24 protein-coding genes are annotated in these 22790 nt (G+C 58.5%); 14 read left to right on the top strand and 10 right to left on the bottom strand.

All coding sequences use genetic code 11. The features are described 5' to 3' along the window. The first annotated feature begins 226 nt into the window (after positions 1 to 226). From BN1012_RS16450 to BN1012_RS00920, 3 genes are all read left to right on the top strand, one after another. Positions 227 to 595, top strand: a complete 369-nt coding sequence (locus tag BN1012_RS16450) for a response regulator (protein ID WP_206778005.1) — start codon at positions 227 to 229, stop codon at positions 593 to 595. Between the two features lie 260 nt (positions 596 to 855). Beyond that, positions 856 to 2472 (top strand): arylsulfatase B, encoded by a 1617-nt coding sequence (locus BN1012_RS16445; RefSeq protein WP_081826136.1) that lies wholly within the window; start codon positions 856 to 858, stop codon positions 2470 to 2472. A 101-nt stretch (positions 2473 to 2573) separates the two neighbouring features. Then, a complete protein-coding gene (locus BN1012_RS00920; protein WP_145973372.1) occupies positions 2574 to 3317 on the top strand; it encodes a PEBP family protein in 744 nt (247 codons plus the stop codon). 136 nt (positions 3318 to 3453) lie between these two features. Here the strand turns inward: BN1012_RS00920 and BN1012_RS00915 are convergent, their stop codons facing one another. Beyond that, positions 3454 to 4539, bottom strand: a complete 1086-nt coding sequence (locus tag BN1012_RS00915; RefSeq protein ID WP_043948144.1) for an LLM class flavin-dependent oxidoreductase — start codon at positions 4537 to 4539, stop codon at positions 3454 to 3456. 194 nt (positions 4540 to 4733) lie between these two features. Between BN1012_RS00915 and BN1012_RS00910 the strand changes: the two genes are divergently transcribed. The 6 genes from BN1012_RS00910 (at position 4734) to BN1012_RS17290 (ending at position 10642) form a co-directional block, all read left to right on the top strand. Then, positions 4734 to 7433, top strand: coding sequence for a winged helix-turn-helix domain-containing protein (locus BN1012_RS00910; protein ID WP_145973371.1), 2700 nt, complete (start codon positions 4734 to 4736; stop codon positions 7431 to 7433). A gap of 86 nt (positions 7434 to 7519) precedes the next feature. Further along, positions 7520 to 8011, top strand: coding sequence for a DUF3237 domain-containing protein (locus tag BN1012_RS00905; RefSeq protein WP_043948142.1), 492 nt, complete (start codon positions 7520 to 7522; stop codon positions 8009 to 8011). After that, complete coding sequence (locus BN1012_RS00900) at positions 8008 to 9228, top strand: cytochrome P450 (RefSeq protein WP_043948141.1); 1221 nt, start codon at positions 8008 to 8010, stop codon at positions 9226 to 9228. Before BN1012_RS00905 ends, BN1012_RS00900 begins: the two co-directional genes overlap by 4 nt. Before the next feature lie 2 nt (positions 9229 to 9230). Beyond that, complete coding sequence (locus BN1012_RS00895; protein ID WP_052534282.1) at positions 9231 to 10037, top strand: glucose 1-dehydrogenase; 807 nt, start codon at positions 9231 to 9233, stop codon at positions 10035 to 10037. Between the two features lie 6 nt (positions 10038 to 10043). Beyond that, complete coding sequence (locus BN1012_RS17690) at positions 10044 to 10235, top strand: hypothetical protein (RefSeq protein WP_063958474.1); 192 nt, start codon at positions 10044 to 10046, stop codon at positions 10233 to 10235. Positions 10236 to 10237: 2 nt separating this feature from the next. Further along, a complete protein-coding gene (locus BN1012_RS17290) occupies positions 10238 to 10642 on the top strand; it encodes an NAD(P)H-dependent oxidoreductase (protein WP_197538353.1) in 405 nt (134 codons plus the stop codon). Here the strand turns inward: BN1012_RS17290 and BN1012_RS00885 are convergent. The 5 genes from BN1012_RS00885 to BN1012_RS00865 form a co-directional block, all read right to left on the bottom strand. Continuing rightward, entirely contained in the window at positions 10604 to 11353 is a 750-nt protein-coding gene (locus BN1012_RS00885; RefSeq protein ID WP_043948140.1) for a proteasome-type protease, read from the bottom strand. The two genes, BN1012_RS17290 and BN1012_RS00885, sit on opposite strands and share 39 nt — an antisense overlap. A gap of 30 nt (positions 11354 to 11383) precedes the next feature. Further along, entirely contained in the window at positions 11384 to 12220 is an 837-nt protein-coding gene (locus BN1012_RS00880; RefSeq protein ID WP_043948139.1) for a transglutaminase family protein, read from the bottom strand. 3 nt (positions 12221 to 12223) lie between these two features. Beyond that, the gene (locus BN1012_RS00875) at positions 12224 to 13174 is read right to left on the bottom strand and encodes an alpha-E domain-containing protein (RefSeq protein ID WP_043948138.1); all 951 of its coding nucleotides are present in this window, start codon (positions 13172 to 13174) and stop codon (positions 12224 to 12226) included. A gap of 11 nt (positions 13175 to 13185) precedes the next feature. Next, a complete protein-coding gene (locus BN1012_RS00870) occupies positions 13186 to 14616 on the bottom strand; it encodes a circularly permuted type 2 ATP-grasp protein (RefSeq protein ID WP_043948137.1) in 1431 nt (476 codons plus the stop codon). A gap of 170 nt (positions 14617 to 14786) precedes the next feature. Beyond that, the gene (locus tag BN1012_RS00865) at positions 14787 to 15665 is read right to left on the bottom strand and encodes a haloalkane dehalogenase (RefSeq protein ID WP_043948136.1); all 879 of its coding nucleotides are present in this window, start codon (positions 15663 to 15665) and stop codon (positions 14787 to 14789) included. A gap of 86 nt (positions 15666 to 15751) precedes the next feature. Here BN1012_RS00865 and BN1012_RS00860 point away from each other — a divergent pair, with 86 nt between their 5' ends. Both BN1012_RS00860 and BN1012_RS00855 read left to right on the top strand, forming a co-directional pair. Next, positions 15752 to 16360 (top strand): TetR/AcrR family transcriptional regulator, encoded by a 609-nt coding sequence (locus BN1012_RS00860; RefSeq protein WP_043948135.1) that lies wholly within the window; start codon positions 15752 to 15754, stop codon positions 16358 to 16360. Positions 16361 to 16503: 143 nt separating this feature from the next. Then, a complete protein-coding gene (locus BN1012_RS00855; RefSeq protein ID WP_171815879.1) occupies positions 16504 to 16848 on the top strand; it encodes a hypothetical protein in 345 nt (114 codons plus the stop codon). A 49-nt stretch (positions 16849 to 16897) separates the two neighbouring features. Here BN1012_RS00855 and BN1012_RS00850 read toward each other — a convergent pair whose 3' ends face one another. Then, a complete protein-coding gene (locus tag BN1012_RS00850) occupies positions 16898 to 17392 on the bottom strand; it encodes a winged helix-turn-helix transcriptional regulator (RefSeq protein WP_043948133.1) in 495 nt (164 codons plus the stop codon). Between the two features lie 123 nt (positions 17393 to 17515). On the opposite strand from BN1012_RS00850, the gene BN1012_RS00845 reads away from it, so the two are divergent. From BN1012_RS00845 to BN1012_RS00835, 3 genes are read left to right on the top strand one after another with little or no spacing between them, the layout of a single operon-like run. After that, positions 17516 to 18250, top strand: a complete 735-nt coding sequence (locus BN1012_RS00845; RefSeq protein WP_043948132.1) for an SDR family oxidoreductase — start codon at positions 17516 to 17518, stop codon at positions 18248 to 18250. A gap of 10 nt (positions 18251 to 18260) precedes the next feature. Then, positions 18261 to 18866 carry a 2-hydroxychromene-2-carboxylate isomerase gene (locus tag BN1012_RS00840; protein ID WP_043948131.1) on the top strand — a complete coding sequence of 202 codons (606 nt, stop codon included), beginning with the start codon at positions 18261 to 18263 and terminating at the stop codon, positions 18864 to 18866. A 45-nt stretch (positions 18867 to 18911) separates the two neighbouring features. Further along, positions 18912 to 19901 carry a CmcJ/NvfI family oxidoreductase gene (locus tag BN1012_RS00835; RefSeq protein WP_043948130.1) on the top strand — a complete coding sequence of 330 codons (990 nt, stop codon included), beginning with the start codon at positions 18912 to 18914 and terminating at the stop codon, positions 19899 to 19901. 10 nt (positions 19902 to 19911) lie between these two features. Here the strand turns inward: BN1012_RS00835 and BN1012_RS00830 are convergent, their stop codons facing one another. From BN1012_RS00830 to BN1012_RS00820, 3 genes are all read right to left on the bottom strand, one after another. Beyond that, positions 19912 to 20532, bottom strand: coding sequence for a nitroreductase family protein (locus BN1012_RS00830; RefSeq protein WP_244442924.1), 621 nt, complete (start codon positions 20530 to 20532; stop codon positions 19912 to 19914). A 109-nt stretch (positions 20533 to 20641) separates the two neighbouring features. Beyond that, positions 20642 to 21811, bottom strand: a complete 1170-nt coding sequence (locus tag BN1012_RS00825; RefSeq protein WP_043948129.1) for an amidohydrolase family protein — start codon at positions 21809 to 21811, stop codon at positions 20642 to 20644. Positions 21812 to 22038: 227 nt separating this feature from the next. Continuing rightward, complete coding sequence (locus BN1012_RS00820) at positions 22039 to 22665, bottom strand: TetR/AcrR family transcriptional regulator (protein WP_043948128.1); 627 nt, start codon at positions 22663 to 22665, stop codon at positions 22039 to 22041. Positions 22666 to 22790 lie beyond the last annotated feature (125 nt).

Here is a 22790-nt window from a genome sequence, read left to right as displayed (position 1 = left end):
TCAATTCATGGCCCTTTCAATCACGCGCGGTTTGCGCTGAGGGCCGGAAATCCGACACGCCGAGGAGAACATCTCCTCGTATATCAAATGATGCAGCGCGCCATCTCGTTTCGGTCTTACGGTGCCGGATCGGGTATCGATCAGGTGCACGAGCCACGTAGAGTTGTAATTGGCGACGATGACCATTGTTGAGACCAGTACACAGCATGCTCTCGCAGAACCCGTTATGCGGGTTCTGATTGTGGAAGATATGGCCATCATCGCTCTCGACATCGACGACATGATCCAGTCCGTCACGCCCGCGAGTGTGCAGATTGCATCCACGGTGGACGAGGCTGCCAAAGCCCTTGATGCCGGCGTGTTTGATTTTGTTGTTCTCGACTACAGCGTCGGCGACGACACCACCGCCGACATCGCTCGCCGTCTCAAGGCTGACGGCGTCCATTGCGTGGTTATCAGCGGGTATGGGCGCAATGCACTCAAGCACAACGAGATGCAGGGTTTGCGGATCCTGGACAAGCCGATCCGCAAGGACCTGCTGTCGGCGGAAATTCACTTCGCCCTGACCCGCCGGTCCATGCGGCAGGCGCGATAAAGCACCTCCGCGGCGCCCTCGGTCCCCCCACCCCGGGATACTCACGCTGCGGCACACCGCCTCGCCACGTCCCCCGTATTCGTTGCCCCTTCAATCCGGCATGTCCGGTGACAGGTCATCTCTGACTGTTTACAAATGAGAGTTTTCTCATTATTGAGAGTATTCTCATTTTTGGCCAAGGGCACGACAGGCTGACCTGCGACGTCTCAGTGCCATGAGATCGGACCGGTTCGGGCAGAGCTCTCGGGGAAGGCAGCAAGATGACACCATGCACTGACGCACCGATGGTCGAGGACCGCCCGCAGAAAGGGAGAGCCCGCCATGTCTGTGCAATTCTGGCGGTGTCCGTTGCACTTGCCAGCTGTGATGACAGTGGTGAAGGCTTCGCTGGTGCGGTCGATACCCCCAACACTGTGCCCGCCCCCACCAACGATGTCCGTACGGACTTTGTCCCTATACCAATCGAGAGCACGCCGAACATCGTCATCATCATGGCTGACGACTTAGGATGGAATGATGTCGGGTATCATGGCAGCGAGATCCGCACGCCCAATTTGGACAAATTGGCTGCGGATGGCGTCGTGCTGGACCGGTTTTATGTTCAGCCCACCTGCAGCCCAACACGCGCCGCGCTGATGACCGGCAAGTCTCCCCTGCGTCTGGGCATCGCTGCACCTCTCTCCAAGAACAATCCCACCGGCCTGCCGATCGAAGAGACAACCCTTGCAGAACGTCTCAAGGCACGCGGCTATCAAACGGCACTTGTGGGCAAATGGCATCTGGGCGCGCGCCATCGCGACTACCTCCCCAATGCGCGCGGATTTGATCACTTTTATGGCCATACCACCGGCGGCGTCGGCTTCTGGGACAAGGTGCATGGCGGTGGATACGACCTGCAGCGCAATGGCAAGACGACGCGCGACGACGGCTATCTGACGCACCTGCTGGCGGACGAGGCCGTTGATGTCATTCAGCGGCGTGATCCAGATCAACCACTGTTTCTTTTTGCCTCCTTCAACGCGCCGCATCTTCCCAACGAAGCGCCTGAAGCAGCGATTGATGCCTACACCTCCATTAAGGATGACAAACGGCGGACTCACGCCGCCATGGTTACAGAGCTGGATGCTGCGATCGGCAAACTCGTTTCCACACTTGAGGACGAGGGCATGCTCACCAACACCATGATCTGGTTCATGAGTGACAATGGCGGCCTGGTGAATGTGGACATCGTAAACTGGTTGCCGGACTGGGTACTCGGCATCGGACTTGGGTTGCGCTACGACGTGGATCCATCCGAACGGATGCTGGAATTCATGCGGGTCAACCTCACCCAGTCCGGGTCAAGCAATTTGCCGCTTCAGGGCGGCAAGGGGTCACTGTGGGAAGGCGGGATGCGGGTTCCTTCCCTTGTCCACTGGCCGGGCGTTCTGGCCCCCTGCAAGTCAGAGCAGATGATCGCTGTTCAGGATGTCCTGCCGACCGTTCTGGCGATATCCAGCACACCGGTGAGCACGGGAGAGCTGGACGGGCGCTCGGTTTGGCCCGCCCTTGCCGGTGGCGCAGTGCTGCCTGCAAATGACGTCATTGTTCCCTCAGGGCCCAAGCCACTCAGCGCAGCGATATACCGCTATCCATGGAAACTGATTGAGTATGCGAACGGCGATACGCTGCTGTTCAATGTAGAGGCCGACCCGCTTGAAACAAATGACCTTTCGGACGACCAGCCGGAGCTAGCGGCTTCGCTGCAGGCCACATTGCAGGCGTTTCCGCGCGGTGAGAATGTCGCGCTGCCATTGCAGGATGTCGTTGATGATCCTGATTTCTTCGGCGGTGAGGAAGACCGTACGCCGTGGGCTGAGGCTGTGTTTACTGACTAGCGCATTTTCCACATATCCTTGAGACACAAACCTGTCCGGCGGTGACAAGCGTTCAGCCACTGCACTTCAAAACTGAAAGTCGATTCAAGAGGCATCACATCATGCATGCGAGAACTACATTGCTTATTCGTCGATCCCTGCTGGTGCTGTCGGCTTTCATTGGATTTTCCGCAACCGCAAGCACCGGTCAATCTGAAGAAGCACGCACGCCAAACGGCGGTGAGCGCGACTTCACCGTGTCCGTGTGGGCGGACAACTGGTTTGAGTTCTACGTGAACGGCGAGCTTGTCGGCGAAGATTCCACGCCTGTAACGGAAATCCGCTCGTTCAACTCGGACACCTTCACTTTTCGTGCGGCCTACCCGCTGACCCTTTCGGTGGTGACACGCGACTATATCGAGAATGACAGCGGGCTTGAGTATATCGGCTCGTTCTTTGGCCTGTTCCCTGTAAGCGCCAGCTTCACGTTCTTCCAGCAGATCGGCGACGGCGGATTCATCGCCCAGGTGACAGAGACCGACAGCGGCAGACTGGTTGCCACCACATCCAAGGACTGGCGTGGCCTGGTTCTGCACAGGGCGCCCCTCAATCCAGACTGTGAAAAATCCACCCAACCTCTCACCGACTGTGAATTCTATTCGGTCGACGCTCCTGATGGCTGGAAAGCACAGAACTATGACGATACCGGCTGGGTCGATGCCACCGAATACACCGTCGATGAGATCGGTGCCCGGTTTGGCTACAACGACATCGACTGGGACCCCACTGCCTCTCTCATCTGGACGGAAGACATCAAGATCGACAACACGATCCTCTGGCGCCACCTGGTCCCTGCTCCGGAGTAACCGGCAAGCACCCGCCGGATGCCACCCATTGGCACTCGACATGTCGCGCACCCCTGGCGCTCCCCAGCGCACAAAAGACAACGCCCCTCCGGCATGTGCCGAAGGGGCGTTGGTTTTCCAGACGCCGGTCTAGCGGTTACGCAGCCTGATCGTGTTCCTTGTCCCATTCGCGCACCACGGGAAGTACTTCCTTGGCAAAGAGCTTCATGCTCGCCTGGGCGTCCTCATTCGTCAGGTTTGAATAGCGGAAGCAGGCATTCAACGAGAATGGGCCAAGCACCTTGCGGCGATTTTCGAGCTTGGTGAGGATCTGGTCCGGCGTGCCATAGGCCTGCTGATCCACATAGCCGCGCACCTGATCTTCAAGGCCGATGTCCTTCAGCATCTCGGCAGCCTCACCGTAAGACTCATAGCCCTTCATTTTAGAGAAGTGCTCACCCATCAGGTCGTAGTGCTGCATCACCTGGGAGTAGTATGCCGCAATGTTGGAGAAGCCTTTTTCCTCGGCTTCCGCGGCATCGCTTGAGCAGTACACAAAGTCTGCAAAGCGCGGAGCAGGCGATGGCGTGCCGTGATGCTCCTTGAAGGCATCACGATACCGATCAAGGTCAGGCAGCAGCGCCTCGGCAGGTTTTTGGGTGAACATCATCACGCCCACACCAAGCTTGGCAGCCTGCAGTGCTGAATCCGGTGACATGGCCACGGACATGGACCGCCCCTTGAAGGAGCCGATGGGCGCCGGACGCACCATTGTCTCGCCGCGCTTCCAGAATTCTCCGTCAGCGGACAGCTTGCCGGTCTCAAGACCTTCCAGAATGATCTCCGCAGCTTCGTCGAAGCGGCCGCGTGCTTCATCCATGGAGATGCCCATGGGTTCGTACTCGTCTTTCGACAGGCCGCGGCCCATGCCGAACATCGCGCGGCCATCGGACAGGATGTCGAGCATGATCATCTTTTCGACGACGCGGTAAGGATCATTCCACGGCAGGATGACGGCGCCGGTGCCCAGCTTGATGTTTTTTGTCTGCGGCGCGATGTAGCTCAGAAACTGCATGTTGTCCGGGCAGAACGCGTAATTTGCAAAGTGATGTTCAACCGGCCAGATCTCATCGAAGCCGAGCTCGTCGGCCAAAATGGCGTTAGCCGCTTCCTCGCGGAACACCTGCGCGTCCGGCACGCGCTTTTCGTAGTTCTGAAAAACCATCTGAAGCCCAACACGCATCGGAATCTCCCCGTTTTGCTGCTTTTTACGACCGGAAATCGGTCGTTCTGGTCACAAGGTGGCTGATCCGGGCTGGCTCCAAGCCACCAAAACTGGTGGGGTGTGCAAAATCGATGTCGCTAGGCTTGAAAAACCCCACATGATTGGGGGGTCTGCGATCAGGGTCGCTTGGGGAGCCTTGGGTGTCATTGTTCTTGAATTCTGCGCGTTTTCAGCCGCCGCTTCCGCGTGGCTATGTTGTGCCGCGCCCGGACCTCACAAAAGCAATCGAAGGCCGCCAGCGGCATCTTTTGACCCTCACGCTGGCCCCCGCAGGCTATGGCAAGACCAATCTGCTGGCGCACCGGTGCCGGGAACTGGCCGCCCAGGATGAGACAGTTGCCTGGGTGTCGCTGGAGGAAAACGACCAGACGGCGCAGGTTTTTCTCAGTTCCCTTGCCACCGGCATCGCCGCGGCCAAAGCGGGTGCGGACAGCCTGTCCCCGGAAAGCCTTAACCAGCTTGCCAGTACCTCGCAGGACATGATGGTGAGCGGTCTGCTGCACGACATTCGTCAACTGGAAGGCGAGATCACGCTTTTTCTGGATGATTTTCATCGCGCAGAAACAGCCGAGACCAACGAAATACTCGAGCAGTTGTTGCACGGCGCCCCGCCCAACTTCTGCCTGGTCGTGGCAAGCCGGACGGTTCCCAATCTCAACATTGCCTCCCTCAAGGTGCGGGACCAGGTGATTGAGGTGCGCACCGGCGACCTGCGCTTCAGCATTGATGAAGCGCGCGACTTTCTCAAAGCAGGCTATGGGCTGACACTGGATGAGGAGCAACTCAACACCATTCATCGGTATACAGATGGCTGGGCCATTGGCCTGCAAGTGGCCGCCATTGTCACGTCGAAATCGGGCTCCGCTGATCAGTTCATTGAAAACTTCAAGGCGGGCAACACCGACGTCATGGAGTTTCTGGCCCATGATGTGATCGGCGATCTCTCGCAGAGCGCGCGAGATTTCCTGCGTGATACTGCGGACCTGGATCTGCTGGTGCCTGAATTGTGCGACCAGGTGACTGAAAGCACGGGCAGCAAAGCGAAGCTGGAAGAACTTGTACGGCTTAACCTGTTCCTGCAGCCGGTTGATGAAGAGGCGGGCTGGTACCGCTATCACCATCTGTTCAGCGATTTTCTGAAGCAGCACTTCAAGACGGACCCGCAGACCGCCAAGCACCGCCATGAGCGGGCCCACCGGTGGTTTCTGGCACATGACCTCCACGAACACGCGGTGCGCCACGGCATTCAAGCGGAGATGTGGGAAGAAACGGCGGATGCCCTTGAAAACATATGGCGGGCATTCCTGAGTTTTTATCGGGTAGGTCAGCTTGGCGCCTGGATCAACATGCTTCCGGCGGACACTCTGGCCGGGCGTGCCGAGTTGCGCATTGCGCTGGGCTGGACATTGCTGCTGCGGCGACAGGTCGGTAAAGCAAACGAGGTTCTGGCGACAATCGAGGTGCCGGACATCCGGTCCAGCGCGCCGCTCCTGCTGCCCAAGGACCCGTTTGAGCTGGAGGCGTTCCTGCTGGAATGCGCGATCCTTTATGTGGCCGATGATGCAGAGGCCATTGCCTATCTCAGCGATATTGATCTTTCCGGTCTTGAGCATCTGTCGCCGTTCCATCAGGGCATCCTGCTGGACGTTGTGATCTATGCGCAGATTTTCTCCGGCAGTCTTGATCGCGCGTCACGGCTTGCGGAGTTTGCATCGGAACTGCAAACCCAGTCGCAGAACTATCTGGGTGCCATCTATGCCGCAGTCCTCAAGGGGGTCGGCGAGAACATTTCCGGCGACCTCGATGCGGCGCGCGCCACGTTCATGTCGATCTCGCTTCTCGCAGCCATGCATTTCAAATCGGATTTCCCGATGCCGCATGCCTTCATTGCGGAGATAGAGTATGAGCGCAATGAACTGCCACAGGCCGAGGCAAGCCTTGAACAGGCCGAAGGCGTTGAGACCGGCTCTTCGGTGATTGACGCCCTGATCGCCTACTACCTGACCAAGGCACGTCATGCACGGGCACGCGATGGCGCCATCGCAGCTTTGGGTGTCCTGGCGCAGGCGGAAATTGTCGGCCATCAGGAAGGTCACCGGCGTTTGCTGGTTCATGCGCTGGCGGAACGGGTGAACTGTCTGGCATCCATGGGGCGGCTGGCGCAGGCCGCAGACGTGGTTGAGGACCTCGATCGCATCACGGCCAACGACACACCCATTTCCCATCGCATCTGGCCGCGCTCCCGCAGTCACTTTGTACGTGCGAAGGCGCTGTTGCTGACGCTGGAAGGCGACATTGAACAGGCCCGAAGTCTGCTCACGCCGTTTCTGGTGGAGGCGGAAGCCTCCGGGCGAACCGGTGCCCTGATCCGGTTCCTGCTGCTGGATGTGCGCGCGCTGCACCAGGCCGGTAAGGATGATCGGGCCACACGCCAGCTGGCAAAGGCGATTTCCCGTGCCGCACCAGGCCGCTATCTGCGCCTCTTCCTGGATCAGCTATGGGGCTGCGAAACCCTCATGCGCGATACGCTAAGACGCATCGCGCAAGGACGGGCGGGCAATCTGCCGCCCATCGATGATGGCTATCTGGGCGAGCTCGCCGCGCTCTTCTCGGTGAAGCTTGAGTTTGCTCATGCGCAGGAGGCGATTGAACCGGTGGAGGACCTGACACGCCGGGAGCGGACGCTTCTGGCAGCGCTTGCGGCCGGCAAGACCAACAAACAGATCGCCGCCGAGAACGGCATTACCCCCAACACGGTTGCGTGGCACCTGAAGAATCTTTTTGCCAAGCTGAACGTCAAAAACCGCACAGCTGCTGCCAAAGCAGCCCAGTTTTTTGACCTCTCCCCCTAAAGCCCACCCAAATGGGTAGGTTTGCCGACCGGTAAATCTCCGACACTCCCCTCAACAAGACCACACAAAGCTCAAGGGGAGTGGATATGGGAGCCGATGGATCAGGTGCGCCTGTAGGGGCCGTAGCGCCAAAACTTGAATACGCGTTTACATGGGATGCTGTTGCGACCCCGGTGCACAATGTGGGCACCCAGATGGTCTGGAACGTGACCAGCATCGATATGCACGGGCCAGATATCAAGGGGTCCAGCGTTTCCCCTGCGGGGGACTGGATCACCATCATGCCAAATGGTGTCTGGTACTTGGATGTTCGTTTCTCTGTCCTACTGGACGACGGCTCACACGCCTATTGCCACTACAACGGCATCGGCGACATGACGCCGGAGCAGATCGAGACGATTCAGGCCGGCGGCACAATTCCCGGCGACGCCATGTACTTCTACTCGACGCCCTATTTTCAAACCGACTCTGAAAAGCACGCATGGCTTGGCCGCCATGTGTTTATTGGCTGCATGCGCGAGTTTGGCTCGGGCAAAGTCATCTATGACGTCTTTAAAGTCGCGGGAGGTGCAAAATGACCGGCGCCCCAACACCCGAGGTCGAAGATGATGGATGGGCCGGGGCAAACCCCTTTGCGCCCAGCTTCCGGGATGATCCGTATCCAGCCATGAACCAGTTGCGGGAAAAAGATCCCGTCAACGAAACACCTGTTGGTCCCTGGCGCATCTCGCGCCACGCGGATGTGGTGGACGTGTTCCGCAATGCACCCACGAGCCAGACGCTGGCAGATGGGTCCTCCCCGAATATGGACGACCAGGACCGTCGCGGCAGCTTCCGTGACTTTATGCTCAACATGGATGGTCCCGAGCATGCGCGCCTGCGCCGTCTGGTTCTGGGGGCTTTCACCCCAAAGGCTCTCAAGCACATCGAAGGTGAGATTGACCGGGTTGTGGACGAGGCCATGCATACGGCCCTCAAGCAGGGCGGCATGGAAGTGGTTGAGGATTTTGCCCTGCGCATTCCTTCCCGCATGATCTGCCGGATCATGGGGCTGCCGGAAGAGGATATTGATCAGTTCACTGTGTGGACGGCGGCACGCACCAACGCGTTCTTTGCCCGCTTCCTGCCGGAAGATGTGGTTGAACATACGCGGCAGGCGGGCGAGCAGATGGCGGACTATTTCGAGGCGCAGATCAAACTGCGCCGCGCCAACCCGCGTGAGGACCTGCTGACAAATCTGATTCAGTCTGAGGAAAAAGGCGACCGGCTGGGTGACGTTGAGCTGGCCATTCAGGCCATCGGGCTGCTGATTGCCGGGTTTGAAACGACCATCGGCCTGATTGGTAACGGCACCAAGGCACTGATCGAGAATCCGGACCAGGCAGAGCTGCTGAAACAGAACCCGGACCTTGCAAAGAACACGGTTGAGGAATGCCTGCGATATGACACGCCGGTACTGTTCAACTGGCGTGTTCTGACGGAGCCCTATGAAGTTGGCGGCAAGACGCTGCCGGAAAATGCGGTTCTCTGGATGATGCTCGGGGCTGCCAATCATGACCCGCGCGTTCATGATGATCCTGACACCATGGACATCACCCGGCAGGGCATCAGCCACGCCTCATTTGGCGGCGGCGCCCACACCTGCCTTGGCAACCAGCTCGCACGCATGGAGGCCAGCCGGGCCTTTCATGCCTTTGTGTCTCGCTTGCCGAAGGCAGAAATTCAGTATGACGATTGCGCCTGGTCGGAGTCCTTCTTCCGCGTGCTGGGCAAGATGCCAATTGAATTCCACTAGCAATGCACACCAGCGAGACGTCGGTAAGGCGCGGACATTGGAAAGAACGGACCATGGACCTCAGTAGAAAAACAGTCTTCATCACTGGCATCGGCTCTGGCATCGGCGCGGCAACGGCACGCGTGTTTGCGGGCTATGGCGCAAACGTCACGGGGTTTGATCTCAATGGTGATGCGGCTGACCAGATCGAAAAAGATCTCACCGCGGAAGGCCGCAGTGTCGCCTGCACACAGGGCGATGTCCGCGACGAAAAAAGCGTGTCGCAAGCCTTCGACGATGCAGTTGGCCGCTTTGGCAGCGTTGATTTCGCCATCAACAATGCGGGCATTGAAGGCGCGCTTTGCTCCTTCTCCGAAACAAAGACGGAGGATTTTGACGAGGTCATTTCCGTCAATCTGCGTGGTGTCTTTTTGTGCATGAAGCATCAGCTGGCGCATATGGAATCATCGGGCAGCGGCGTCATCATCAATATTGCGTCCATCATGGGGCTGATCGGCGGTGCTCAGATCGTACAATATGCCGCCGCCAAGCATGGTGTTGTCGGCATGACCAAGAGCGCGGCAGCTGAGTATGCGGCCCAGGGCATTCGCATCAATGCGGTGTGTCCCGGTGCTGTCAAAACACAGCTCGTTCAAAACGTCCTTGATACAACACCGGAAGTGCTTGCCCCGCTCATCGACAATATTCCGGCCAAGCGCATGGCAGAGCCAAGCGAAGTTGGCGAATTGTGTGCATGGCTGTGTAGCGACAAAGCGGCCTATGTGAATGGTGCCGCCCTGCCGCTGGACGGTGCCTATGTCGCCGTCTGACGACTGATGGCTGATTGCGCTCCTCTGATTGTCGGACTTGGCGGCACTTTGCGGCATGGGTCTTCGACGCAGCTAGCCGTTGAAGCCGCCCTTGCCCATGCTTCACGCATGGGCGCTGACACATTGATGCTCGCGGGCCCGGCGCTTGAGATGCCGTTCTATGCCCCGAGAATCCTGGCCGCACACCGCAGGCTGTAGCTCTGGTAGAGGCGCTGCGCCGTGCAGACGGCATTATCATCGGCTCGCCCGGCTATCATGGGTCTGTCTCGGGGCTGCTGAAAAACGCGCTCGACTATGTGGAAGACCTCAGCAAGGACACGCGCCCCTATTTCGATGGCCGATCTGTCGGGCTGGTTGCTGCGGGTGCAGGCATGCAGGGCGCCGTCACGACCCTTGGCATGTTACGCGACATCACCCACGCGTTGCGCGGATCACCCACGCCGTTTGGCGTGGCGTTCAACAGTGCGGACAAATCAGAGGCGCGCCTTGCACAGACGGATGATCACCTTCACCTGCTGGCGCGGCAGGTGGTGGAAGGTGTGCGATCCTCGATGACTGGCGGCGTCCTACAGAATGCCGTGGAAAGCGTCCTTGAGGGCCGCTGACCAGTTCTCACTGAGCGTGTGAAAATCCTCGTCGTCCGCTTCGATGCGGCGGCGCTCTGAGAGCGTGCAGGTATCCGTTGGCAGGACAGCAAGGTCCAGCGGCATTCCGACCGACAGGTTACTGCGCAGAGTTGAGTCCATCGACAGCAAAGCCGCCTTCCGGGCTTCTTCCAGGGGTGTGTCCCTGGCGATGACCCGGTCCAGAATGGGCTTGCCGTATTTGTGCTCACCGATTTGCAGGAACGGCGTGTCTTCCGTCGCCTCGATGCAGTTTCCCTCGGGGTAAACCAAAAACAGGCGCGGTGTGCCGCCCTTGCGCTGACCACCAAGGATCATCGTCGAGCCACCGGCTTCGTTCATCTGGTCAAGCGATTTGCGGAAACGCTTTTGCACAGCGACCATCGCTTCACCGACAATCTCAGCGCTGCGGAACATATTGGGGGCCTTCAGCAATGATGGGAGCGCATTGTCCCCAAGCATTGCGGCTGCTTCTTCGGATGTGCCTGCCTCTATGCCTTCCTCCAGCATGCTCACCACAGCCTGAGAGGTGGCCAGGTTGCCTGCCGTCATCAGCACCAGGCTCCGCTCGCCGGGGACTTCCCAGGTGAACATCTTTCGGAAGCGGGCAATGTTGTCGATGCCCGCATTGGTGCGGGTGTCAGACAGAAATACGAGGCCCTGATCTACCATCAGGCCGACGCAATACGTCATGATTCGGTATCCTCCAAAGCCCGCTGAACTTTATTGTTGCTGGGCTTCCTGTACGGACAGGGTCACATCCATGTCCTCATCCGCGAGGCCGGAATGTACACCTTTTAGGGGAGCTGCGTCGCGCGCGTCCAGCCCTGATCCCAACCGAATATATCCATCGGTGGGACAGCAGCGGTTCGAGACGTCAAAACCGACCCACCCCAGGCCATCGAGGGCGATCTCCGCCCACCCATGGGCCGCCTCATGGGTCTCCCCATTGGCGTCGGTGAACAGATATCCACTGACGTAGCGGGCCGGAAGGCCAAGCACACGGGCCGCTGAAATCATCACATGGGCATGGTCCTGGCAGACCCCGTGCCCGGCTTCCAACGCTTCAGCCGCCCTGGTTTGCGCGTGGGTGGTACCAGGGGTGTAGGCAATGGCATCCGCCACACCAGCCACAAGTGCATGGGCCAGGTCGAGGGTGCCGGGCTGACCGGTTTCGTCAGCGCCCTGACTTGCGGCCACGCTCATCGCCAGATCGCGAATGTTGCTGTCAGGCTCGGTCAGGTCTGTTGCGCGCAAAAAGGCGCGCGGCTTGATCTGCTCGGCGTGGCCGCGCAGAACGCCGGAGGTGTCTTTTGTAATGACTTCACCGCTGACCAGCACGTCGACTTCCGTGCGCGGCTCCGGGCAGGTGAGTGTCAAAATCTCGTCCCCGTACCCGTCGGTGAACCCGGCTGTGATCTGGCAGCCTTCTGCGGTGACAGACCAGTTGACCGGCTTCTGGCCTTCGTGGCGGCTTGGTGTCAGCTTCAGGCTCTGGACGACAAAGCGCACGGGCTCTGAAAAGGCATAGCGGGTGCGGTGTTCGATTTTCAGACGCATCGACTAGCTCCACCCGAAATGAAAGTCTTCAGTCATGGTTTCAGACAATTCCGCATTTTGACGAATAAAGTCGGTCAGAAATTCGTGCAGGCCGACTTCAAAAATGTCGTCCGCTACATTGTCTGCAAGTCTGGCGATCACGTTGTTGGTGAGGCTCAGGCTCTTCGAGCGCGTGCCATACCGTCGGGAGAGCTGGGTGAGATGCTCGCCCACCTGGCTGTAGCAATACAGCAGCGACCGGGGGCACTGTCGGTTGAGGATCAAGAAATCCGCGATGCTCCAGGGCGTATAGTCAGACCGGTAGGTATGGTGGAATGCCCGGTGGGACGACAGCGCACGCAGCACTGTTGTCCACTGGTAATTGTCGATGCCGCCGCCCACGCTCTCCGACTCAGGCAGCAACACGTAATATTTCACGTCCAGCAGGCGTGCCGTATTGTCGGCGCGCTCCACGAACGACCCTGTCCTCAGGAAGTCATAACCATCGCTGCGCAGCATGGATGAATCCGTGGCGCCTCGGAACTGACCGGTGCGACCCTTCACCCAGTCCAGGAAGGTGGGCAGGCCACCAGCCGCCATCTGAGCCGGGCTCATATCGCGCAGCTCAATCCAGGTTTCGTTGAGGGCGACCCACATTTCGGTCGTCAAAGCTGTGCGCACGGCACGCGCGTTTTCCCGCGCTGTACGTACGCAATTGACGATGCTTGAGGGATTGTCCTCGTCGAAAATCAGGTAGTCGCACACCATGCGCTGGTTGGTTGCGTCATAGTTGGCGTCAAAATCCGCCTTGCGTCCCGCAGCGGCGATGATCGACCGCCACTCGTTGCGGTGCCCGGCACCGGACGCCGGCATCATCGCCATGCGATATCCCATCTCCAGCATACGCGCCATGTTTTCGGCACGCTCCGTCAGACGGGCAATCCAGAATATGTTCTCAGCCGTGCGGCTTAACATGTCATCACCGATTAATCTGCCAGGACCCAGGTGTCTTTGACACCGCCGCCCTGGCTTGAATTGACGACCAGCGATCCCTTGTTGAGGGCGACGCGGGTGAGGCCACCAGCGGGCAGATGGATGCCGCTGCCGACAAGACAGAACGGTCTGAAATCCACGTGCCGGGGGGCAATTTCCTGCTGGACGAAAGTCGGGCAGGTTGAAAGGGCCAGCGTCGGCTGGGCGATGAAGTTACTTGGTTTGGCCTTGATGCGGGCGATATAGGCTTCAATCTCCGCAGCCGTCGCGCGCGGCCCGATCAACATGCCGTAGCCACCGGACCCGTGCACTTCCTTGACGACAAGGTCCTTGATGTTTTCCAGCACATACGCGCATTCGCTTGGGTCACCGCACTTCCATGTGGGCACGTTTTTGAGGATGGGTTCCTCGCCCAGATAAAAGCGGATCATTTCAGGCACGTAGATGTAAATGGCCTTATCGTCGGCCACACCGGCGCCCGGCGCGCTGCAGATGGCAACGCCGCCCGAGCGGTAGACATTCATCAGCCCGGGCACACCCAAAAGCGAGTCCGGCCGAAAGCACAACGGATCAATGTAAGGATCATCAAGGCGGCGGTAGATGACATCCACACGGCGCGGGCCCTGGGTGGTGCGCATGTAGACGAATTCTCCGTCTACGTACAAATCCTTGCCCTCAACGATATCAACGCCCATCTGGTCGGCCAGAAAGGAGTGCTCGTAATAGGCACTGTTAAATGAGCCAGGCGACAGGACCACCACAACCGGGTCGCCCTCACATTTGTGGGGCGCCACCGATGACAGGGTCTTGTGCAGCAGGTTGGGATAATCATCCACCGGCATGATGCGGCGTCCGGAAAACAGATCCGGGAACATGCGCATCATGATTTCGCGGTTCTCCAGCATATAGGAGACACCGGATGGCGTGCGGCAGTTGTCCTCCAGCACGTAGAACTCATTGGCGCCGACGCGGACAATGTCCGTACCTACGATATGGCTATAGACGCTGCGCGGCGGCGTGATGCCGACGACGGCGGGCTCGTAGGACTCATTGAGATACACAAGGTCGGCTGGAATAATCCCTGCGCGGATAATGTCGCCGCGGTGATAGACGTCCTTGAGGAACATGTTGAGCGCGCGGGCGCGCTGCTTCACACCCTGGCTCAGGAGTCCCCATTCAGACGCTGTAAAGATGCGGGGGACAATATCAAATGGAATGAGCCGTTCCGGGCTGCCGCCTTCGCCGTAAACGGCAAAGGTGATGCCGATTTTGCGAAACAGCGTTTCCGCTTCACGGTTTTTCAGCGACAGGGCGTCGGGGCCCTGAGCTTCAATCCACGACAGCAATTCACGGTAAGGCGGGCGCACTTCTGCGCCGTCGCCCGTCTCATTGAAAAAAGCAATCTGCTCGTTTGAAGAATGCATATTGATGTCGTGCGCTGCCAGCGTACTCGTGTCAAGTCGCAGCGCCGAACGGAAACCCCTCCGGCTTCAAAGTGCCTGTTTTATGTTCAGAAGGGACATAACCCGAGGGTCGGCTGATTGTTCCATGGGCACGCCCAGAAAAATTTGAGAGTTCCCAAGTCCCCGCCTTTTCAGAGCTTGGCGTGCCAGTCAGCGACCGCCTTGCCGATCTCATCAGGGGAGTCTTCCTGAATGAAATGTGATCCGGCCACGGTGACTTCGGTGAGGTTTGGCCAGGTCCGAACCAGATCGCGGACGGGACCGGCGATCAGTGCGCCAGGCTCAGCATTCACAAACAGTTTGGGAATCTGTGTTTCAGCCAGCCATGCGCCATAACTACTGACGATCTCAACAACGTCCGCGGGCTCGCCTTCGATGGGGATCTGGCGCGGCCATGTGAGTGTTGGGCGGCGGCCCTCACCGGCCTCAGCAAAGGGGCGGCGATATTCGTCCATTTCTTCGTCTGTCATGGTACGGAGTATGGATGTGGGGAGCACGCCTTCCACGAACATGTTTTGCTCCAGCACCATGTCTTCACCGGCCGGCGACCTGAAGCCCTGAAAAATCTCGCGCGCGCCTTCAGGAAACTGATCCCATTTGGGAATCGGCGCGACAATGGCCTCCATGAAGGCAATGCCTTTGACAGCGGACGGGTTTTTATGCCCCCAGTGAAATCCAAGACCGGAGCCCCAGTCGTGGATTACCAGGGTGACATTGCTTGTGACACCCAGCTGTTCCAGCAGGGCAAACAGGTATTTGCGGTGCTCCACATATGTGTAGCGGTCAGGGCCGCTGTCATCGAGTTTGTCTGAGTCCCCCATGCCGATGAGGTCAGGCGCTATCAGGCGGCCCTTGCCCGCGAGATACGGCATGATGTTGCGCCACAGATAGGACGATGTGGGATTGCCGTGGAGGAAGACGATGGGATCACCCTCGCCTTCTTCGATATAGGCCATCTGCTTGCCGTGAACGGTCTGAAACTTCTTCTTGTCGCGAAAGCTGTCGGCCATGATGCGTGTCCCTTGAAACGGTGACTGAATCTGTGTTGTTGGGGAGATGGTTGTATTGGAATGATCGTTCCACTACAACAGAGAACATGCCCCGAGCCAAGTCCCATTCGCGCACCACCCTGGTCGACAGCGCCCTCACCCAGTTCTGGAAGGCCGGTTATCACGTCATTTCCATGGGCGATCTCGTGCGCGAGACAGGGGTCAGCCGCGGCAGTATCTACAGTGATTTTTCCGGCAAGCAGGCGCTGTTCCATGCCTGTCTTGAGCGCTACCAGGAGCTCTATGTCACGCCCGCTTTCGGGCAGGTCGAGGCGGATGGTGCCAGGCTGGAAGACATCCGAAATTACATCGAGAGGCAGTTGCGCTCGGTGGCGGAGTCTGATCAGCCGGTCCTTGGCTGTCTGGTCGCAAACACCCTGGCGCAGCTTGACCCCGACGACACAGAGACCCGGGACAGGCTTGAAGCACACAACAGGCGCCTGACGGCCGGCTTTACCAAGGTCTTCACCCATGAGAACGCGTCTCATGGCCTGCTCAGTGACGATGAAATCTCCGCTCTTGCCGGCTTCACAACAGTTTCAGTTCAGGGCCTTTGGTCTTATGCACGCACTGCTCCGAATACTGACGTTTTGTTCAGCTATGCCGATGTGCTGTTGACCGTGCTGAAACAGCATCTACGCGGCACCCAAAACTAGCTCGAACCTGCACCGGCAGCAGGTCTTGTCGGCTGGTCGCAGAAAATTATCAGCATACCTACAAATTGCAGCGTGACCTGATGTGGCCGAAGTGGTTTGGTGTCGAATTGCCGGTTTGGCAGAATCAAAAAGAAAGAAACTCAATGGCTATTTTCAAACGCGCGCTTGTGCTCGCAGGTCTCCTTGCTGCATCCGCAGCCATTACCGTGCCGGCAGCAGCTGCCCCCCTTTGCAACACAGCGGGTCTCAAGTCCTCAAGCTCCAGCAATGCGCGGCAGCTTGTGGTGGTGAACACGCCAACCAACAGATCCACAGACCTCTACTGGATTGACCAGCAGGGCAAGCGGAAGTTCTACAAAACGATCGCGGCAGGCGCCCGTTTTGTTCAGATGACGTATCAGGGCCATGTCTGGGTGCTGGAAAACAATCTGGGATATTGCGACGCGATTTTCGTTGTCGACAGCAATCTGGACGTCGTCGTCCGCTAAACACTCTGTCGGTCCGGCGCCCTGCGCCGGGCCGACACATTACTGACGATCAGCTCACATCCAGCGCGGCTGCTTCCTCAAGCCGTCGGATCGTCGCCTTGCTGGCCCCCGGCCCCGGCATCGCGACAACATTTTCCGGCAGGACTTTTCGTCCCTTGGCGTTGACCGGATGCAGGGCTTCCACCCGCTGTCCTGTCTTTTGATCCACCATCACCACCGGCTCATTGCCCGCACCAAAAACGTGCTCATTTCCCCACAGGGTCATGGCCGCCAGGACAGGTTGCAGCGACCGGCCCTTATCAGTCAGCTCATAGGCAAAGCGCGTGCCCTGTGTGCCGATGTCGGTTTTCTTGAAAATACCTTCATCCACAAGCACTGACAGGCGGTCTGCCAGAAGATTCCTTGAAATGCCGGTGTTGCGCTGAAAATCCTTGAACCGCGTGGCGCCGTAAAACGCTTCGCGCACGACGAGCCATGTCCAGTGGTCCCCAAATATATTCAACATGCCGGCAATGGCGCAGGTGTGGGTGTGCTTGTGGGTCATCGGGCTTTCCTGATCTTGGAAACACTTGTCTCGCAGAAAAAGGTTGTTATTTGCAACTAAGCATATTTAGTATAGAAAAACAACCAAATGACCCGCATCCCTCAGCGGGTGGGAGGACATAGAATGGCTGACAAGAAATCCTGCCTCATCATTGGCGCCGGGGACGACACTGGTAGCGCCATTGCCCGCGCGTTTGCGCGAGAGGGCATGGTCTCCTGCGTGGTTCGCCGTGACCGCCATGCAGCAGCGCTTGAGGAGCTGGCGCAGAGCATTCGCGATGAAGGGCATGAAGCGGTTGCCATGCCTGCAGACGCCCGCGACGAAGATGAGATGGTTGCTCTGGTTGACCGGATTGAAAAAGAAATAGGACCGCTAGAGGTCGCCGTCTTCAACATCGGCGCCAATGTCAGTTTCCCGATTGCTGACACCACCGCGCGGGTGTACCGCAAGGTCTGGGAAATGGCGTGTTTCGCCGGTTTCCTGATGGGGCGCGAAGTGGCCAAACGCATGATGGAACGCGAGCGCGGAACGATCATTTTCACGGGCGCCACAGCCAGCGTCCGCGGACGCGAAACACTGTCAGCCTTTTCAGGTGCCAAACATGCGCTTCGGGCTCTGGCGCAAAGCATGGCGCGCGAACTGGGACCAAAAAACATTCATGTGGCTCACACCATCATTGATGGAGCCATCGATTCTAATTTCATTCGTGAGATGTACCCGAATGTGGATCAGATGCGTGACGAAGACGCGATCCTCAATCCAGACCACATCGCCCAGAATTATGTGATGCTGCACAAGCAGCCGCGCACCGCATGGACCCATGAGCTTGATATGCGCCCATGGAAAGAAACCTGGTAAGGACAAACCAATGACCAAGACCGTAGATTTCATTTTCGATTTCGCCAGCCCGAATGCCTATATGTGCCACAAGGTGCTGCCTGAGATCGCCGCGCGCACCGGCGCAACGTTCAACTACATCCCCTGCCTGCTCGGCGGCATCTTCAAGGCGACCGGCAACCAGGCTCCGATGATGGCGTTCAACGGCATCAAGGGAAAACTGGATTATGACGGGCTGGAGATGCAGCGCTTTATCAAGAAGCACAACCTCTCCAAATTCGCCATGAACCCGCACTTCCCGGTCATCACACTTTTGATGATGCGCGGCGCCATCGCAGCTGAGATGGACGGTCGGCTCATGGAATATGTCGATGCGGGCGTTGCCCATATGTGGGAAGAGGGCCTCAAGATGGATGACCCGGAGGTTTATGCAGCGGCGATGACCAAGGCGGGTTTTGATGGCGCAGACCTGTTGGCTCGCACACAGGACCCGGCCGTGAAGCAGAAGCTTGTGGACAATACGTCTGCGGCGGTCGAACGTGGAGCCTTCGGCATTCCCACCTTTTATGTCGGCAAGGAGATGTTCTTCGGCAAGGAACGCCTCGGCCAGATGGAAGAGGAAATCATGGCGTCCTGACTTTCGGGCCCCCTGACGTTAGGCCAATGAAAAGGAGCACAGCAGATGAGCCAGCACGCATATGAACCCACGCCCACCACGCGTGGCCGGTTCAACTATCTGAAGCCCACCGCTGAGTCATCGCTTTACCGCAATGGCAAGGTGCTCATGCAGCGTGCCACCGATGGCAACACAGCAGGGTCAACGGGCGTTGATGTGGACAAGCACATGCTCACTGTTCACAACGCCCGCTTTGCCGATCCCGGTGCGTTCACCTGCAAGCGCAACGGCTTCGAGCTGCTGGACCGTCCCTTGGCCACGCATGATCTGGATTTCATGGATCATCGCGATGTGCTCAGCCGCTACTACGCGGAGTGCGAGGAGATCGTTCGCTCTGCGACGGGCGCGCGGGCTCTGGCCTTTGATCATAATGTGCGGTCTGCCGGCGGACATAAAAGTGGCAAGGCTGTGTCCGGTGGTCAGAATGTGCAGGAACCGGCACACATCATTCATGGCGACTACACTCTGACATCGGCACCAGATCGACTGAGGCAGCTGGGTCAGGCGCCTGGCATCAATGACACACTGCGCGATGTGCTTGCTTCCGGCGAAACGCTGCTGTCTGACGCCGACATTGAAAAGGCGCTCGCGCCGGGTGGCCGGTTTGCCATCATCAATGTCTGGCGCAATATACTGGCTGAGCCCGTGGCCACGCACCCGCTGGCCCTGTGCGACAGCCAGACGGTGGCACCGGATGATCTGGTGGTGTTTGAAATCCACTACGAGGACCGCATCGGCGAAAACTATTTTGCCAAGGCCTCTGACGCTCACCGCATGTATTACTTCCCGCAGATGACCCGTGACGAAGCGCTGCTCATCAAGCAATGGGATTCAGCCGGGCCGCTGGCCCAGACCAAAGGCCGGTCCGGTGATGGCACCGATCCGGACGCCCCGTGCACGTTCAGTTTTCACACGGCGTTTCATGATGATGATACCGCCGAAGACGCGCCGGACCGCTGGAGCATCGAAGTGCGCTGCATCGTGATCTACGACTGAACCCGGTACCCTAGAAGTGGCTGGTGCGATCACGCCAGTCAGGGCGGGGGCGTTCGGTCGGCTCGACCGATGCAGTTCCCAGATAGATGAAACCGGCAATGCGCTCATTGCGACCAAGCCCCAGAACTGCGTCCACCAGCGGGTTGGCGCTGCACCATTCAGTCACCCATTGGCCTGCATAGCCCATGGCGTGGGCAGCAATGAGCATATTCTGGCAGACAGCACCTGCCGATAGCTCCTGTTCCCATACCGGTATCTTGTGGCCATAGGTGACGTTGGATACGACACACACCACAACCGGCGCGCGGGTCAGGCGGCCTCTTTCAAGGCCGAGCCGTTTCTCCTCTGCTGCAGGCACCTGCTTCTGGACAATTCGGGCGAGTTCCTCCCCAAATCGTACGCGCGCGTCACCGGTGAAGACGATGAAGCGCCAGGGGCCAAGCCTGCCATGGTCCGGCACGCGGGCGGCAAGGCGCAAGAGATCATCAAGCTCGCTCTTGCCGGGCCCAGGCGCTGTCAGATGCCGGGCCAGTGTTGATCTGCGGTTTGCAAGAAGATCAAGCGTCTCGACCGAGGGGCGTGTTGCTCTGGGCTGGTCACTACAGTCGGGCACCGCAAACGGATCACTCACATTCAGGTTCCCCGGTAAAAGACTAAGAGCGGCGACACCGGCCCGCCTGCTTCGAGACGGACCGGTGTGGTGTGCTGTTTCAGGTTCTTATCCGTCAGTGGCAACTGCCCTACAGATTGTAGAGCGCCTTGACGTTGTCACGTGTGATCTTGTTGCGCGCATCGACGGGGTGATTGGCAAACATCTCGTTGAGCACATCGGCGGAGTGTGGCCAGGTCGAATCCGTATGCGGATAATCTGATCCCCACATCAGTCGATCATCACCAATCATCTCACGTGTCAGGATTGCAGCCTGATCGTCCTCGATGGTGGCGTAGAACTGTCGCTTCCAGATGTCAGCGGCAGGTTCATAGGTCGATTCTGACGGGTTCTGCGCCGCTTCGCGCTGCCAGCCCTGGTCCACACGATCCAGCCAGTATCCGACCCAGCCTGCATTGAACTCGGCAACCACAATCTGCAGCGTTGGGTGTCGCTGGCAAACCCCTCGGCACATGAATTCAATCAGGGTTTCATGGATCAAGGAGGCTGTGCCCGCATAGACCGCGATCATGTCGCGTGCGGCGGCTTCCTTGACGGAATTGGGGATGTGCGAAAAGCAGCCCACATGGACGGAGACCGGGATTCCTGCCTCTGCGGCGCGCGCCCAGATAGGATCGTAGATTTCATCGCAGTAGCGCGTGCCTTTGGGTGCGTTGCTGGGAATGACGACGCCCTTGTAGCCTTTGGCAATCACCCGATCGAGTTCAGCCACAGCAGCCTCGGGGTCCTGCACCGGCAGAGCGGCAAGACCATGCAGTCGTCCGTTCGATGCGGCACAGTGATCAAACAGCCAGTCATTGTAGTTCTTCTGGTGTGCAATCAGCAGGTCCGTGTTGCGATAGGCAAACATGGAGAAGTAGCCGGGATAGAGAATTTCTATCGCCAGACCATCGATGTCCTGATCATCACCGCGCTTGGCGCCGTCCACCAGGCCGGGGCGCATCGCAGCGTATCCGCCGGTGAAGTAGGCCTGGATTTCCGGGTCTTCAATCGTCCCGGTGTCGGGCTTGTGGCCATGCTTGCGGCCGATCGGCTCCTTGCGATCAAGGCGTGTTGCCGCCAGGCCCATACGCGCCACGTTGACGCCCGCATCACCCCTGGCGGGAATGAAGATGGTATCTCCCTTGCCCTTTTCACTGACGATACGTGGCGCATCGTCACCAAAACGGTCCGCCAGACCGGCAAAGACGCCGGGGCCCTCAATGACATGGCTGTCTGCTGAAATCGGACGTTCATCCATAGGTGTTTTCCTCCAGATCGGCCGCCTGTCCGCGCCTTCAGCGCTTGGACAGATGCGGCGACAATTGATTTTCTTCAGCGGCTTTTTGATATCCGTCGCAGCGAGACTATCGTTATTATAATTATAGTCAATAAGGAAAACGACTCAGCCGTCAGCCAACGCGCAGCGCCAAGGGCGTGCGCGCCATGTGCAGGGCACAGCGTTGGAATGCATAAAATCAGGCCTAATCAGGCGCGCGGCTTTTTTGCGTATTTGCGGACCGCAGCCTCAATGGCGCCGGTTGTCAGCGTGAGAAGGATGTCGTGCGCCTGGTCGATGTCGCCCTTCTCGCGATCAAACAGTGCCCCGGCATTGGTGCCCATGTTCATGAGCAACTGCACCACGACCCTCGCAATGTCCGGTGGCAGATCATAGGTCGCACATGCCTTCTTGGTGATGTAGTCAACATATCCCCCGCGGGCCTCTGAGCGCATATCCGTCATCACCTGGGCGATTTCGGGTTCCTGCAACAATTGCTGGATAATGTTGCCGCGCGCCTGAATGTGCTCGAGCGTATGGCGGGACGCCATGCGGATCAGGTCTTCCAGCGTTTCGGCTTCCTTGGCAATTTGTGCGTCCCGCGCGCGACGCATATTCACCTCACGCACCAGCACCGCTTTCAGCAGAGCCATGCGATTGGGGAAGTAATTGTACATCAACGGTTTGCTGACGCCTGCGTTCTGCGCCAGGCGATCCATGGTCAGTGTGGCAATGCCGTGATCCCGCAGATAGGCAACGGCAGATTCCAGCAGCATGTCCTTGCGCTCTTCAGGCTGCAGCCGTTTCCGGTCAGATTTTTTTGCCGCTTCACTCACAGGGTCGATGCCTTGTTCCTGATCCCAAACACAAAAGGCGCATGGAGAAGACCTAGCAGACCGTGCAGGTGATTGCAGAGTTGTTCAACTGTCGAATGCGGACGACCTGGCCAAGCCCGCGCCAC

The organism is Candidatus Phaeomarinobacter ectocarpi, assembly GCF_000689395.1.
Classification (GTDB): Bacteria; Pseudomonadota; Alphaproteobacteria; order CGMCC-115125; family CGMCC-115125; genus Pyruvatibacter; species Pyruvatibacter ectocarpi.
This window is presented reverse-complemented; position numbering and strand designations above follow the sequence as displayed.